14 protein-coding genes and 1 pseudogene are annotated in these 13,884 nt (G+C 74.4%); 6 read left to right on the top strand and 9 right to left on the bottom strand.

The genetic code is table 11. The features are described 5' to 3' along the window. Positions 1-28: 28 nt before the first annotated feature. From ACLU3S_RS18880 to ACLU3S_RS18870, 3 genes are read right to left on the bottom strand one after another with little or no spacing between them, the layout of a single operon-like run. Complete coding sequence (locus ACLU3S_RS18880) at positions 29-1,303, bottom strand: sensor histidine kinase (RefSeq protein ID WP_413953061.1); 1,275 nt, start codon at positions 1,301-1,303, stop codon at positions 29-31. A 14-nt stretch (positions 1,304-1,317) separates the two neighbouring features. Further along, positions 1,318-2,034, bottom strand: coding sequence for an ABC transporter permease (locus tag ACLU3S_RS18875; RefSeq protein WP_413953060.1), 717 nt, complete (start codon positions 2,032-2,034; stop codon positions 1,318-1,320). Beyond that, complete coding sequence (locus ACLU3S_RS18870) at positions 2,034-2,942, bottom strand: ATP-binding cassette domain-containing protein (protein WP_413953059.1); 909 nt, start codon at positions 2,940-2,942, stop codon at positions 2,034-2,036. The genes ACLU3S_RS18875 and ACLU3S_RS18870 overlap by 1 nt, the downstream gene beginning before the upstream one ends. Before the next feature lie 242 nt (positions 2,943-3,184). Here ACLU3S_RS18870 and ACLU3S_RS18865 point away from each other — a divergent pair, with 242 nt between their 5' ends. From ACLU3S_RS18865 to ACLU3S_RS18855, 3 genes are read left to right on the top strand one after another with little or no spacing between them, the layout of a single operon-like run. Further along, a complete protein-coding gene (locus tag ACLU3S_RS18865) occupies positions 3,185-4,042 on the top strand; it encodes a MaoC/PaaZ C-terminal domain-containing protein (RefSeq protein ID WP_413953058.1) in 858 nt (285 codons plus the stop codon). Between the two features lie 26 nt (positions 4,043-4,068). Continuing rightward, positions 4,069-5,145, top strand: a complete 1,077-nt coding sequence (locus ACLU3S_RS18860; protein WP_413953057.1) for a Zn-dependent alcohol dehydrogenase — start codon at positions 4,069-4,071, stop codon at positions 5,143-5,145. A 12-nt stretch (positions 5,146-5,157) separates the two neighbouring features. Further along, on the top strand, positions 5,158-6,099 hold the full coding sequence (locus ACLU3S_RS18855) for a 3-oxoacyl-ACP reductase (protein ID WP_413953056.1): 942 nt from the start codon (positions 5,158-5,160) through the stop codon (positions 6,097-6,099). 68 nt (positions 6,100-6,167) lie between these two features. Here the strand turns inward: ACLU3S_RS18855 and ACLU3S_RS18850 are convergent, their stop codons facing one another. After that, positions 6,168-6,326: a hypothetical protein gene (locus tag ACLU3S_RS18850; RefSeq protein WP_413953055.1), complete on the bottom strand. Its 159-nt coding sequence runs from the start codon at positions 6,324-6,326 to the stop codon at positions 6,168-6,170. Positions 6,327-7,045: 719 nt separating this feature from the next. Next, a pseudogene (locus tag ACLU3S_RS18845) lies at positions 7,046-8,096 on the bottom strand (hypothetical protein); the annotation flags it as partial. Positions 8,097-8,283: 187 nt separating this feature from the next. On the opposite strand from ACLU3S_RS18845, the gene ACLU3S_RS18840 reads away from it, so the two are divergent. Further along, the gene (locus tag ACLU3S_RS18840; protein ID WP_413953054.1) at positions 8,284-9,123 is read left to right on the top strand and encodes a Nif3-like dinuclear metal center hexameric protein; all 840 of its coding nucleotides are present in this window, start codon (positions 8,284-8,286) and stop codon (positions 9,121-9,123) included. Here ACLU3S_RS18840 and ACLU3S_RS18835 read toward each other — a convergent pair. Beyond that, the gene (locus ACLU3S_RS18835; RefSeq protein WP_413953064.1) at positions 9,116-9,238 is read right to left on the bottom strand and encodes a hypothetical protein; all 123 of its coding nucleotides are present in this window, start codon (positions 9,236-9,238) and stop codon (positions 9,116-9,118) included. The genes ACLU3S_RS18840 and ACLU3S_RS18835 overlap by 8 nt on opposite strands. Between ACLU3S_RS18835 and ACLU3S_RS18830 the strand changes: the two genes are divergently transcribed. Beyond that, positions 9,197-9,880 (top strand): zinc ribbon domain-containing protein, encoded by a 684-nt coding sequence (locus ACLU3S_RS18830; protein ID WP_413953063.1) that lies wholly within the window; start codon positions 9,197-9,199, stop codon positions 9,878-9,880. The genes ACLU3S_RS18835 and ACLU3S_RS18830 overlap by 42 nt on opposite strands. A gap of 42 nt (positions 9,881-9,922) precedes the next feature. After that, positions 9,923-11,245: a bifunctional RNase H/acid phosphatase gene (locus ACLU3S_RS18825; RefSeq protein ID WP_413953053.1), complete on the top strand. Its 1,323-nt coding sequence runs from the start codon at positions 9,923-9,925 to the stop codon at positions 11,243-11,245. Here the strand turns inward: ACLU3S_RS18825 and eda are convergent. The 3 genes from eda to ACLU3S_RS18810 form a co-directional block, all read right to left on the bottom strand. Continuing rightward, a complete protein-coding gene (gene eda / locus ACLU3S_RS18820; RefSeq protein ID WP_413953052.1) occupies positions 11,228-11,893 on the bottom strand; it encodes a bifunctional 4-hydroxy-2-oxoglutarate aldolase/2-dehydro-3-deoxy-phosphogluconate aldolase in 666 nt (221 codons plus the stop codon). The genes ACLU3S_RS18825 and eda overlap by 18 nt on opposite strands. 72 nt (positions 11,894-11,965) lie before the next feature. Continuing rightward, a complete protein-coding gene (gene yaaA / locus ACLU3S_RS18815) occupies positions 11,966-12,748 on the bottom strand; it encodes a peroxide stress protein YaaA (RefSeq protein WP_413953051.1) in 783 nt (260 codons plus the stop codon). A 501-nt stretch (positions 12,749-13,249) separates the two neighbouring features. After that, positions 13,250-13,816, bottom strand: coding sequence for a hypothetical protein (locus ACLU3S_RS18810; RefSeq protein WP_413953050.1), 567 nt, complete (start codon positions 13,814-13,816; stop codon positions 13,250-13,252). Positions 13,817-13,884: the final 68 nt, after the last annotated feature.

The raw sequence follows: 13,884 nt of genomic DNA, 5'->3' as shown, positions 1-13,884 counted from the left end.
AACGGGAGGGAACCAGACCGCGGGACGGTCAGCCCGCGCTGGGCGCCGTGAGCCCCGCCTCGGCCAACTCCGACGCGTCCACCGGGAGTTCGGCGATCACCGTGAAGCCGCCGCGCGGCGACGGGCCGGCCGTCAGCGAGCCGCCCGCCGCCGCGAGGCGCTCGGTCAGCCCCTTCAGACCCGTGCCGCCGATGCCCTCGCGGGGCCGGCCGGCCGCCCTGCCGGTGCCGTTGTCGGTGACCGTCAGCCGGACCCGCTCGGCGGCGCCGTCCACGGTGATCTCGCAGCGGCTCGCGTCGCTGTGCCGGACCACGTTGGTCACCGCCTCGCGCACCACCCAGCCGAGCAGCGCCTCGGTCTGCGGAGCGAGCGGCGTGCCGGACTGGCGCACCACCGGCTCCACGCTCGCCGCGGACAGCGCCGAGCGGGCCCGGGTCAGCTCGGTGGCGAGGCTGCCCTCCCGGTAGCCGGTCACCGCCTCGCGGATCTCGGTCAGCGCCTGCCGGCCCACCGACTCGATGTCCGCGATCTGGCCGAGCGCCGCGTCCATGTCGCGCGGTGCGAGGCGCCGGGCCGCCTCCGACTTCACCACGATCACCGACAGGGTGTGCCCGAGCAGATCGTGCAGATCCCTGGAGAAGCGCATCCGCTCCTTCTCCACCGCCCGCCGGGCCAGTTCCTCGCGGGCCGCGCGCAGTTCCCGCACCGCCTCGGAAAGGCCCAGGATCGCGGCGGTCACCATGCTGGAGAGGAAGGTGGCGTAGCCGATGTTCGCCGCGTCGCCCCAGCCGCCGCGGACCGCGGAGACGCAGGCCGCGTACACCGTCAGCAGCAGGCCGGTGCGGCCCAGCCACGGCCCGCGCAGGGCGGCGCCCACGGCGAGGCCGAGCAGCGGGAAGAACATCAGCCAGTTTCCGCCGTAGCCGAGCGCCAGCCCCGTGGTCACCAGGCCCATGAGCAGCAGCGCCACCCTGGTGGAGGCGGCCTGCCGCTTCTCGCGGTCGAAGGAGCGGAAGGTGACGTAGATGTAGAGGGAGTTGAAGGCCATCAGGCCCAGGCCGCCGATCAACGGGTTCGGGGTCCTGCCCTGCAGGAGGTTGGAGAAGGACCCCATCCCCATCAGCAGCCAGGGCAGCAGGGCGAAACCGGTGGGCGGCGGGCCCGGATGGTCGACGTGGGGCGTTGCGCCCCGCTTCCCCGCGGCCCGCTGCGCGGCCTTGAACCGCTCGTGCTCGGCCTTCCACTGGAGCCGCTCGGCCTGCAGCGCCCCTATCCGGCAGCGCACTCCTCGCACCCACTTCATTCCCGTTCCCCCGGTCAGACGGTCCCCGCGCGACGGCGGTACGACAGCACGGCGTACGCACCGAACAGTACGAGCCAGGCCGCCAGCACGATGATGGCACCGGCACCCGGCGCGCGCCCCTCCGATACGGCGGTTCCCAGCTGGGCGAACCGGTGGGTGGGGGTGTACGCCGACAGGCGCCGCAGCCAGCCGGGGAAGAGGCTGACCGGGAACCACAGCCCGCCGAGCACCGCTAGCCCGAGGTTGCACATCATGTTGACCACCCCGGTGCTCGGCCCGGTCAGCCGGTAGCCGTTGCCGAGCCCGAGCAGCGTGAACGGGACCGAGCCCAGCCACAGCAGCAGTGCGATCGCCGCCCACTGCCAGGCGGCCAGCCGCACCCCGTCGACCAGCCCGCCCGCCGCCAGCACCGCGACGATCGCCGGCAGCACGGTCACCACGCCGGTCAGCGTCCGCCCGGTCACCACCCCGCGCGGCGTCATCGGCGTCACGCGCAGCTGCCGCAGCCAGCCCACCGCCCGGTCCTCGGCGACCGCGCCGCCCGTGTTCAGCGCCGAGCCGACCGCGCCGTAGGCCGCCATGCCGACCATCGCCGCCGTCCGCCAGCCCCGCTCGTCGTCCCCGAGGTTCGTGAACAGCAGATACATCAGCACCGGCATCACGACACCGCCGATCACGAAGCCGGTGTCGCGCAGCGTGCGGCGGATCTCCAGCCGTACGTAGGCGAGCATCACAGCACCTCCGGGGCGGGGGCGGGCGAGGTGAGGGCCAGGAACGCGTCGTCCAGCGAGGCCGGGGCCACCTCCAGGCCCCGGATCGCGCCCAGCTCGGCCAGGGCGATCACGGTCGCGTCGGAGTCGTCGGTGCGCAGCCGGGCCCGGCCGCCGCGCGTCTCCACCGAGCGGACGCCGGGCAGCAGGGCCAGTGCCTCGGGCGTCCGCCCGGCGAGATCGACGGTGACCAGGTTGCCGCCCGCCGCCCGCCGCAGCTCCTCGCCCGTGCCGTCGGCGGCGATCCGCCCGCGGTCGATGACCACGATCCGGTCCGCGTGCGCGTCCGCCTCCTCCAGATAGTGGGTGGAGAACAGCACGGTGTGCCCGCGCCGGGCGTACGCCCGCATCGCGTCCCAGAAGGCGTGCCGCGCCTCCACGTCCAGCGCCGCCGTCGGCTCGTCCAGCACCAGCAGCGCCGGATCGCCCGCCAGCGCGACCGCGAACCGCACCCGCTGCACCTGTCCGCCGGACAGCCGGTCCACCCGCCGCCCGGCCAACTCCGCGATGCCGGCCAGCTCCAGGGCGCGGGAGACCGGCATCGGCGCCGGGTAGCGGGAGGCGACGAAGCCGACGAGTTCGCCGACGGTGACCCGGGGCACCGGCCGCGCCTCCTGCAGCATGGCGCCCACCCGCCCGGCGCGCACGGACCGCTCGGGAGCCGACCCGAACAGCTCCACCGCGCCGGCGTCCGGCTCGTACAGCCCGAGCAGCAGCCCGATCGTGGTCGACTTGCCGGCGCCGTTGCGGCCCAGCAGGGCCACCGTCTCGCCGCACTCGATGTCCAGGTCGATGCCGTCCACGGCGCGGACCGCACCGTATGCCTTGACCGCCCCCGTGAAGGAGACGGCGCTTCCCCGTTGTGTCATGCCTACGACGCTACGGACCCGGCCCCGGTCCCCGGCAGAGGCGCATGTACGGAGTGGGGCAGTACAAATGTCACCGTCCCGGCTGAGCTGACACAGCGTCAGGAGCCTTCACAAGTGCGGAGTGCTGGGCTATACAGGGGGCCGCTGGACTGGAACGCGTTCTACATCCGCCCGTGGACGACCTCGGTGCGGCCGACGGTGCGGACGGCCGTGCCGAGGTCTTGAGACCTCCCAGGAGCACCATGCCCATCGACGCAGCCAAGGCCCTCGCCGCCGAACCCCGTTCCGGCGAGATCGGCTGGACCGCCAAGGACGTCCAGCTCTACCACCTCGGCATCGGCGCCGGCAGCCCCGCCACGGACCCGGACGAACTCCGCTACACCCTGGAGTCCCGGCTGCACGTCCTGCCGAGCTTCGCCACCGTCGCGGGCGCCGGCAAACCCGGGGTGATCAGCGGTCTTTCCATGCCGGGCGTCGACGTCGACCTGGCCAGGGTGCTGCACGGCGGCCAGAGCCTGCGCCTGCACCGGCCCATCCCCGTCGCGGGCACCGCCACCGCCACCTCCCGCATCGCCGCCGTGTACGACAAGGGCAAGGCCGCCGTCCTCGTGCTGCGCACCGACGTGACCGACGCCGACGGCCCGCTGTGGACCAACGACGCCCAGATCTTCGTGCGCGGCGAGGGCGGATGGGGCGGTGGCCGCGGCCCCTCCGCCCGCCGCGAGGCGCCCACCGGCGAGCCCGACCGGACCGTCGAGCGCCAGATCCGCGAGGACCAGGCCCTTTTGTACCGCCTCTCCGGCGACTACAACCCGCTGCACGCCGACCCCGAGTTCGCCAAGCGCGCCGGCTTCGACCGGCCGATCCTGCACGGGCTGTGCACCTACGGCATGACGCTCAAGGCGGTCGTCGACACGCTGCTCGGCGGCGACGTCGGCCGCGTGCGGTCGTACACCACCCGGTTCGCCGGGGTCGTGTACCCGGGGGAGACCCTGCGCATCCGCATGTGGCAGGAGCAGGGCCGGGTGCGGGTCGCGGTGGGCGCCGCCGACCGGGACGACGCGCCGGTCCTCGCGGACACCGTCGTCGAGCACTCCTGAAACCAGTATCCGAGGGGAGCCGCACCATGCGCGCAGCCGTACTGCACGAGACCGGCCAGGAGAAGCTGGAGGTCCACGACGACGTCGAGGCGGTGGGCTTCGGCCCCGGCAAGGTCAGGGTCCGGGTGCGCGCCACCGGACTGTGCCACTCGGACCTGTCGGCGATGAACGGCGTCCTGCCCCAGCCGGCCCCGTTCGTGCCCGGGCACGAGGGCGCCGGCGACGTCCTCGAGGTCGGGGACGGCGTACGGCACGTCAAGCCCGGCGACCGGGTCGTCATCTGCTGGCTGCCCGCCTGCGGCGCCTGTCCCGCGTGCCGGCGCGGGCAGAGCCGGCTGTGCCTGGCCGGATTCATGAACGCGGGCACCCCCAACTTCCGGCGCTCCGGCGGCGACGTCTTCGGCTTCGCGGGCACCGGCACCTTCGCCGAGGAGGTCGTGGTCGACGCCGGCTGCGCCGTACCCGCCCCGAACGACGTGCCGTACGACATCGCCGCGCTGATCGGCTGCGGGGTGACGACCGGACTGGGCGCCGCGCTCAACACCGCCGACGTCGCGGCCGGTTCGTCCGTGGCCGTCATCGGGTGCGGGGGCGTCGGCATCTCGGCCGTGCAGGGCGCACGGCTGAAGGGCGCCGCCGAGATCGTCGCCGTCGACCCGGTCGCCTCCCGGCGCGAGGCCGCCCTCCGCTTCGGCGCCACCAGGGCCGTCCCACCCGAGGAACTGGCCGACGCCAAGCAGCACGTCACCGGCGGCGAGGGCTTCGACTACGTCTTCGAGGTCGTCGGCAGGTCCGCCACCGCCCGCACCGCCTACGAGAACACCCGCCGCGGCGGCACCCTCGTCGTGGTCGGCGCGGGCGCCATGGACGACGTCCTGCAGCTCACCATGTTCGAGCTGTTCTTCGACGAGAAGCGGATCCTGCCGTCCCTGTACGGCGGCGGGGACGTGGTGCGCTCCTACGAGCGCACCATCGCCCTGTGGCGGGCCGGCCGCGTCGACCTGGCCGGCCTGATCACCCACCGGGTCCAACTGGCGGAGATCAACGAGGCGCTGGACCAGATGCGCACCGGGACCGCCCTGCGTACGTGCATCGAGATCTGAGGGCGGCGGCGCATGTCACGGCCACTCGAGGGACGGTCCGCGATCGTCACCGGCGCCGGACGCGGGCTCGGCCGGGCGGAGGCCCTGGAACTCGCCCGGCTCGGCGCGGCCGTCGTGGTCAACGACCACGGGCGGCCCGGCCGGGACGGCACGGGTGCCGCCTCGGCGGGCCCGGCCGAACAGGTCGCCGCCGAGATACGCGGCGCGGGCGGCCGGGCGATCGCCCACACCGCAGACGTCGCCGACTTCCAACAGGCCCGCGACCTGGTCGAGTCGGCGATCGGCGAGTTCGGCCGGCTGGACATCCTCGTCAACAACGCGGGCATCCTGCGCGACCGCATGGTCTTCTCCATGACCGAGGACGAGTGGGACTCGGTGATCCGCGTCCACCTCAAGGGCCACTTCAACACCACCCGCTTCGCCGCCGCGCACTGGCGGGAGCGGTCCAAGGCGTCCGGGGGAGAGAAGGTGTACGGCCGGATCGTGAACACCTCCTCCGAGGCGTTCCTCGCCGGCTCCGCCGGACAGCCCAACTACGCGGCGGCCAAGGGCGGAATCGTCGGCCTGACCACCTCCACGGCCCTCGCGCTCGCCAAGTACGGGGTCACGGCCAACGCGATCTGCCCGCGCGCCCGGACCCGCATGACCGAGGACGTCTTCGCGGGCCTCCGGGCGCCCGCCGAGGGCCTCGACCCGCTCGCCCCCGAGCATGTCGCCCCGCTCGTCGGCTACCTGGCCGGGCCGGCCGCCGCCCGCGTCAACGGGCAGCTGCTCGTCGTCCACGGCGGCATGGTGGCGATCGTCGAACGGCCGCGGGTGCGGGCCACGTTCGACAGCAAGCAGGAGACCTTCACGTACGACGAACTCGACGCGCTGCTCAGCCCGCACTACGCGGACCGGCCGCCGGGGGAGACGTTCGCGGCGGCGGAGGTGCTGGGGCTGAGACGGGGCTGAACGACGGAACGACAGAACGAAGAAAGAGGGGGCGCCCCTGTCGGACGCCCCCTCTTCCACAACAACCGTCAGGCAGCCGCCTCCGCGCTCTGCCCGGCCGGCTTGCGGTGCCGGCCGTGCGGAGTCGTGTCATTCTCCTGAGCCGCGACCGGGCCCCGGTGCCGGCCGTGGCCGGTGTCCTCCAGGGAGTCGGCGGACAGCTGCTCCGTCGTGCTGGTGTCGCTCATCGGACGTATTCACCCCGTCAACATGATCTTTCGTACAGCCGGGCGAGTCTAACCGGCACACCGCGGGCCGAATCCAGGCGCACACGCCAACCGGCACTAGTTCGTTACAAGACGTCCCAGAGGTGCCTGCTGCAGCGGCACAGGACGCGCCACCGCAGGCTCCGGAAGGTCCGGTTCCGCCGGCTGCCAGGACGCCTCGGGCGCCCCGGCCGCCGTGCCGTCCGGGACCGGACCCTCCAGGCCCACGTCCCCCGCTCCCCCCACCTCCGCGGTCCCTTCCGGAGCCGCAGCCCTCGGTCCCCCAACGCGCGCGACCCCGACCGGCGTTACGGTCCCCGACGCCGGTGTCTGCGCGAAGGGCGCCGGTGTGGCAGTCCCCCATGCCGCCGCCTGCGTGAAGCCTGCGGGCGCCGCGGTGGTCGATCCCCTGGCTTCGGCGGTCCCGGTCGGCGCCGGGTTTCCCGGTCGCTGCGGCTGAGCGGTCCTCGTCGGCGCGGTGTTCCCTGAGCCGTCGGCTTGTGCGAGGTCGGCTGGTGCTGCCGGTCCTGTTGCCCTCGCCTGTGCGGCCCCCGCCGGTACCGCGTTCCCCGGCGCTCCTGCCTGCGCGCCCCCCGCCGGTGTCGCCGTCCCCGATCGCCCGGCCGGTGTCACCGTCCTCGATTGCCCCGCCTGTGCGCCCCGGACCGGCGCCGCCCTCCCCGGTCCCCCCGTCCTCCCGGGGCCCGTCCACGCCGCGGTCACCGCGTCCGGCCTGGGGGGCCTCAGCTGGGCCACGCCGCAGGGGGTCTCCGGCGTGGCGTACGGCAGGCGGAGCGTGCCGTCGTGCGTCCACAGCCCGGAGCCGGGCAGCCATCCCTCGGGCGCCGCGATGTGCGTGACCTGGCGCTCGGCCGGCCTCCAGGTGCCCACCCAGGTGCCGAGCGCGCCGTCGATGCGCAGCGCCACCGCGCAGTTCTCCGGCATCAGCACCTGGCCCGGCTGGATCGCGAACGGCGTCACCGCGCACTCCGGCACCCGCAGGCAGTCCGGGAAGCGCACCGGCAGGGTGCTGCCGAGCACGCCCCAGCCCAATCGTTCCTGCCCCGGCGAGGGCGCGTCGGAGGAGATCAGCAGCAGTCCGCTGTCCAGGTCGGCGAGGAGCAGCCGGTCGTCGCTGGCCTCCGCGATCTGCAGCAGCGGTGAGATCCCGCCCCGCTCCAGGTCCACCACGACCGTCTTGGTGCGCCCGGCCAGCTCCCGGTCCAGCGCCAGCAGCCGCCCGGCGCGGTCCAGCCAGACCCCGCCCGAGCAGCGCCCCGGCACCTCGGTGAGCGGCTCCGGCCCGAAGGCCCCGCCCGCCACCTGCCACACCACGCTGGAGCGCGGGCCGACGGCGACGGCGTACGCCCGCACGCCCCCCGGAGCCGGGGGCAGCAGGGTGAGCCGGGTGCCGGGCTCGGGGCACTCCACCGTGCCGAGCGGCAGTTCGCCGGTGCCGGGGCCGGTCGGGTAGAGCAGGGCGAACAGGTGCCGCCGCTGCGCCGGCCGGTGGATCAGCACCCGCCCGTCGCCCATGGGCTGCACCTCCGTGCCGGGCTCCTCCGGCTGGTTGCCGGGCAGCGGCACCGCATACGGCTCGGGGCCGTCCAGCGTCCAGCGCTCCGGGTACCAGCAGTCACCGTCCAGCGCGAGCCGGGCGGCGTACGCGCCGTCCGCGGTGAGCGTGCAGGCCGTCCCCGGCGCACCGCCGTCCTCGCCGGTCGAAGGGGGTTCGATCGCACAGGCCGTCATCGCTCGATCACCTCCGGTGAAGAAACTAGATTTCGCACGCACGGGCGTGGGACGGGCCGATGGGCGCTTCACACATACGGGTGGCGCAGAAGCGATTCACCTGAGGAAACCGGGGCGTTCGTGCTGACCGCGCCCGGAGCAGGCGCATGCGGTACAGCCCCACCGAACAGCCAGGTAGCCTTTTCCCGTGCCCCGTCTGTCAGAAGTCATCGCCGCGCTGGAGAACCTGTGGCCCGCCGAGCGGGCCGAGTCCTGGGACGCGGTCGGCACGGTGGTGGGCGACCCCGACCAGGAGGTCACCCGGGTCCTGTTCGCCGTCGACCCCGTCCAGGAGATCGTCGACGAGGCCGTGAAGCTCGGCGCCGACCTGCTGGTCACCCACCACCCGCTCTATCTGCGCGGCACGACGACGGTGGCGGCGAGCCACTTCAAGGGCCGGGTCGTGCACACGCTGATCAAGAACGACATCGCCCTGCACGTCGCCCACACCAACGCCGACACCGCCGACCCCGGCGTCTCCGACGCCCTCGCGGGCGCCCTCGACCTCCGTGTCGTACGCCCCCTCGTGCCGGACCCCACCGACCCGCAGGGCCGCCGGGGCCTGGGCCGCGTCTGCGAGCTCGACCACCCCCTCACCGCGCGCGAGCTGGCCGCCCGCGCCGCCGAGCGGCTGCCCGCCACCGCGCAGGGCATCCGGGTGGCCGGCGACCCCGGCAGACGCGTCCGCACCGTCGCCGTCAGCGGCGGCTCCGGCGACAGCCTCTTCGAACAGGTCCGCGCGGCCGGCGTCGACGCCTTCCTCACCGCCGACCTGCGCCACCACCCGGCCTCCGAGGCCGTCTCGCACAGCCCGATCGCGTTGCTCGACGCGGCGCACTGGGCCACGGAGTGGCCCTGGTGCGAACTGGCCGCGAGCCAGCTCGACGAGATCTCCGACCGCCACGGCTGGGACCTGCGGGTCCACGTGTCCAAGACGGTCACCGACCCCTGGACCGCCCACGCGGCGTCCTCCGTCACCACTAGCTAATGGGAGCCCCCAACTGAACGCCGCGCCCGCCGACCAGATCCGACTCCTCGACGTCCAGGACCTCGACGTCCGCCTGCAGCAGCTCGCGCACCGGCGGAAGTCCCTCCCCGAGCACGCCGAGATCGAGTCGCTGACCAAGGACCTCACGCAGCTGCGCGACCTGCTCGTCGCCGCGCAGACCGAGGAGAGCGACTGCGCCCGCGAGCAGACCAAGGCCGAGCAGGACGTCGACCAGGTGCGCCAGCGCGCCGCCCGCGACCAGCAGCGCCTGGACTCCGGCGCCGTCACCTCGCCGAAGGACCTGTCCAGCCTCCAGCACGAGATCGCCTCGCTCGCCAAGCGGCAGGGCGACCTGGAGGACGTGGTCCTGGAGGTCATGGAGCGCCGCGAGGCCGCGCAGGAGCGCGTGCACGAGCTGACCGAGCGGGTCGCGTCCGTGCAGTCGAAGATCGACGACGCGAACGGCCGCCGGGACGCCGCGTACGAGGAGATCGACGCCGAGGTCGCCTCGGTCACCAAGGAGCGCGAGGTCGTCGCGGCCTCCGTCCCCGTCGACCTGCTCAAGCTCTACGACAAGCTGCGCGAGCAGCAGGGCGGCATCGGCGCGGCCAAGCTGCACGCCCGCACCTGCCAGGGCTGCCGCCAGGAGCTGGCCATCACCGAGCTGAACGAGGTCCGCGCGGCGGCGCCGGACGCGGTGGTCCGCTGCGAGAACTGCCGCCGCATCCTGGTGCGCACGGCGGAGTCGGGGCTGTAGGAGTCGGCGGAAGCCGGCCGGAGTCGGTAAGGGGCTTTCGGGGTGCGGGAGTTCATCGTCGAGGCGGACGGCGGGTCGCGGGGCAACCCGGGGCCCGCGGGCTACGGCGCCGTGGTGCGCGACGCGGCGACGGGGGAGGCGCTGACCGAGGCGGCCGAGTACATCGGCATCGCCACGAACAACGTCGCCGAGTACCGGGGCCTGCTGGCCGGCCTGCGCGCGGCCCGGGCCCTCGACCCGGAGGCCAGGATCCACGTCCGCATGGACTCCAAGCTCGTCGTCGAGCAGATGTCGGGCCGCTGGAAGATCAAGCACCCCGACATGAAGCCCCTGGCCACGCAGGCGAAGGCGGTCTTCCCCGCCGACCAGGTCACCTTCGAGTGGATCCCCCGCGAGCAGAACAAGCACGCCGACCGCCTGGCCAACGAGGCGATGGACGCGGGGGCGAAGGGCGAGCAGTGGTCGCCGTCGCAGTCGACGGCCGCACTGGCCGCGGACAGCGGCACCGCCGCGGCGGTGCCCCACGGCGAGCAGCGCCATTCCGGCACGTCCGGCGAGCGGCGCCCGACCGGCACGCATGACGAGCGGCGCCCGACCGGCACGCATGACGAGGGGCGCCCGTCCACCACGCCCGGCGAGCGGCGCTCGTCCGGCACGTCCGGCGAGGGACGTTCGTCCGCTGCCCCCGACGAGCGGCGCTCCATCACCACCCCCGGCTGGAGCGCCGGCCCCGACCTCGGCGCCCCCGCCACGCTCGTGCTCCTGCGGCATGGCGAAACCCCCCTCACCCCCCAGAAACGCTTCTCCGGCAGCGGCGGCACCGACCCCTCCCTCTCCGACGCCGGCCGCGAACAGGCCCACCGCGTCGCCGACGCCCTCGCCCGCCGCGGCACCGTCCAGACCGTCATCGCCTCCCCCCTCACCCGTACGCGCGAGACCGCCGCCATCGTCGCCGCCCGACTCGGACTGGACGTGGCGATCGACGAGGGCCTGCGCGAGACGGACTTCGGCGCCTGGGAGGGCCTCACCTTCGGCGAGGTCCGCGAGCGCTACCCGGATGACCTGAACGCCTGGCTCGCCGACCCGGCCGCCCACCCCACCGGCGGCGGCGAGAGCTTCACCGAGACGGCCACCCGCATCGCGGCCACGCGGGACAAGCTGGTCGCGGCCCACGCGGGCCGCACGGTCCTGCTCGTCACCCACGTCACCCCGATCAAGACGTTCGTCCGCCTCGCCCTCGGCGCCCCGCCCGAGTCGCTGTTCCGCATGGAGCTGTCGGCGGCCTCGCTGTCCGCGGTGGCGTACTACGCGGACGGCAACGCGAGTGTCCGGCTCTTCAACGACACCTCACACCTGCGCCCCTGAGGCCGCCGCCCCGAGCCGGGCCGCGGCCCGCGCCAGCGCCTCGACCCGCGCCCAGTCCCGGGCGCCCACCGCGTCCGCCGGGACCATCCAACTGCCGCCCACACAGCCCACGTTGGGCAGGGCCAGATACCCCGGCGCGGTCGCCGGACCGATCCCGCCGGTCGGGCAGAAGCGGGCCTGCGGCAGCGGACCGGCCAACGACTTCAGATAGTCCGTGCCGCCCGCCGCCTGCGCCGGGAAGAACTTCATCTCCCGCACCCCGCGCTCCAGCAGCGCCACGACCTCCGAGGCGGTCGACACCCCGGGCAGGAACGGCACCCCGGACCCGCGCATGGCCGCCAGCAGTGCCTCCGTCCAGCCGGGGCTCACCAGGAACCGCGCCCCGGCCGCCACGCACGCGCCCACCTGCTCCGGCGTGATCACCGTGCCCGCCCCGACCACGGCCCCGGGCACCTCGCCGGCGATGGCCCGGACGGCGTCCAGCGCGGCCGGCGTCCTGAGCGTCACCTCGATCGCCGGCAGCCCGCCCGCGACCAGCGCCCGCGCCAGCGGCACCGCGTCGGCGGCGTCGGAGAGGACCACCACGGGCACGACGGGCGCGAGATCCAGCACGGAGGCAGCCGGAGGCGAGGGCACAGGCGAGGTCATGCCCTCATCGTGCCCACCGGCTGCATGTCACGCAACGACCGTTGCAGATACTGCAACGACCCTGCGGTGGCCTCAGTGGACCTCGTCCACCAGCACATCCAGCGCCCAGGGCCTCCCGGCCCTGCCCGGCGCCTCCGCCTCCACCGTGTACCCGAGGTCCCGCAGCGCCTCCACCAGCTCCGCCGGGCCCTGCGGCGCGACCCCGGCCGACAGCAGACTGCGGACGATCCGGCCCTTGGTCGCCTTGTTGAAGTGGCTGACGACCTTCCGGGTCGGCGCGTGCAGCACCCGCACGGTCGCCGAGCGGCCCGCGATCTCGCCCGTCGGCTTCCAGGCCGCCGCGTACGCGGCCGAGCGCAGGTCCAGCACCAGTGCGTTCCCGGCCGCCTCGGGCAGCGCCTCGGCCATCGGCGCCCGCCAGTGCCCGGCCAGCGCGCCGAGCCCCGGCAGCTTAAGACCCATCGAGCAGCGGTACGAGGGGATCCGGTCCGTCACCCGCACGGCGCCCCACAGCCCGGAGAAGACCAGCAGCGAGCGCGCCGCCCGGCGCTTGGCGGCGGTGTCGAGGGAGGCCAGGTCCAGGGCGTCGTACAGGACCCCGGTGTAGATCTCCCCGGCGGGGCGGGCGCCGGCCGTGCGCAGCCCGGCGTTCTTCGCGACCTCGCCGCGCAGCCCCTCGCTGAGCCCGAGCACCTCGCGCGCCTTTTCCTCGTCGGCGCCGCACAACTCGACCAGCTCCCCGAGCACGGCCTCTCGGGCGGCGGTCAGCGCCGGCAGGGACAGCGAGTCCAGCCGCAGCGGGGCGCCCCTGCCCGAGTCCGCTTTTCCTTCCGAGGGTGGCAGCAGGACCAGCAACGCGTACTCCTTCTCTTGGCCTCAGCGCCAGGGTACGGCGTGCCGCCCGCGCCCCCTCGCCCGGACGCCCGCCACCCACCCCGTCGCAAGAGCCGCGCGACCGGCGCCCCCCGGGGCCCCGCTCCAAGCCGCGCGCACAGCGCCGCGCACCGCTCTCGGGCTCCGCAACTCCACGGCTCCGCGCGTCGCGGGCACGGCCTCGCACGAGCGCGCCGGCACCGTCGATGCGGCCCTGCGCAACGGCCCGGTCCGTCGATGCGACCGTGCGCAACGGCCCGGTCCGTCGATGCGACCGTGCGCTCGGTCCGGTCCGTCGATGCGGCCGTGCGCTCGGTCCGGTCCGTCGAGGCGGGGCCCTGCTCGAGGACCGGGGCTGCGAGGCTTCAGACGGCTGCGTGGTGGACGTCCACGATCATCTGGCGGGGCGAGAGCGGGACCCCGCCGCTGCTCGGCGAGCGCGCGCGGCTCGCCGGGCCCGCCCCGGCACGGCGGAGATCCCCTTCACGGCCGCGTGAGGGCCTGTACGAGGGTGGCCGGGTCGTCGGCGTGCAGCCGCACCACACGCACGTGCCGGCGGCGGCCGAGGAACGTCCTGTGGGTGACCGGCTCGGCGAGTTCCAGCGTGACCGAGGTCTGCGAGCCAACGGCCAGGTCGAGCGCGTCCGGCGCCGGCTTGTGCACGCTGCGCGTCTCGCGGCGCACGGAGCGGATCGCGGACAGGGGGATCGGCAGGTCCACATGGACCCCGTAGCGCACCCGAAGGACCCGGGGGGTGAGCACGTGCGGGCGGACCACGCAGGCCGCGTGCACGCCGACGACGAGCAGAACGGTGTAGACGTCCAGCATCAGCGCGACCTCGTGCGCGGTGGGCCAGTCACGCAGCATCGCGGCCACACCGACCGTCTCGACCACACACACGAAGGCGAGCCCCGCCGTCGTCGCGCCCTGTCCGCGCGCATACCCGAACGCCCGCCCGCCGGCGGTCCCCTGGGTGCGCCGGGCCATCCACAGCGCCAGGCTCGCGTAGAGACGCAGCTCATGGCGGGCCAGCCGATGCAGTGTCCTCATGCGCCCTCCCCGTGCGTTCACCGAATGCGCTCGCCCGCGTTCTCACCGGTCAGTGTAGGAAAAGGCCC

It is taken from the genome of Streptomyces sp. AF1A, from assembly GCF_047340315.1.
In the GTDB taxonomy this organism is placed as follows: Bacteria; Actinomycetota; Actinomycetes; order Streptomycetales; family Streptomycetaceae; genus Streptomyces.
The sequence above is the reverse complement of the archived record's forward strand: the minus strand, read 5'-3'. Positions and strand labels throughout refer to the sequence as shown.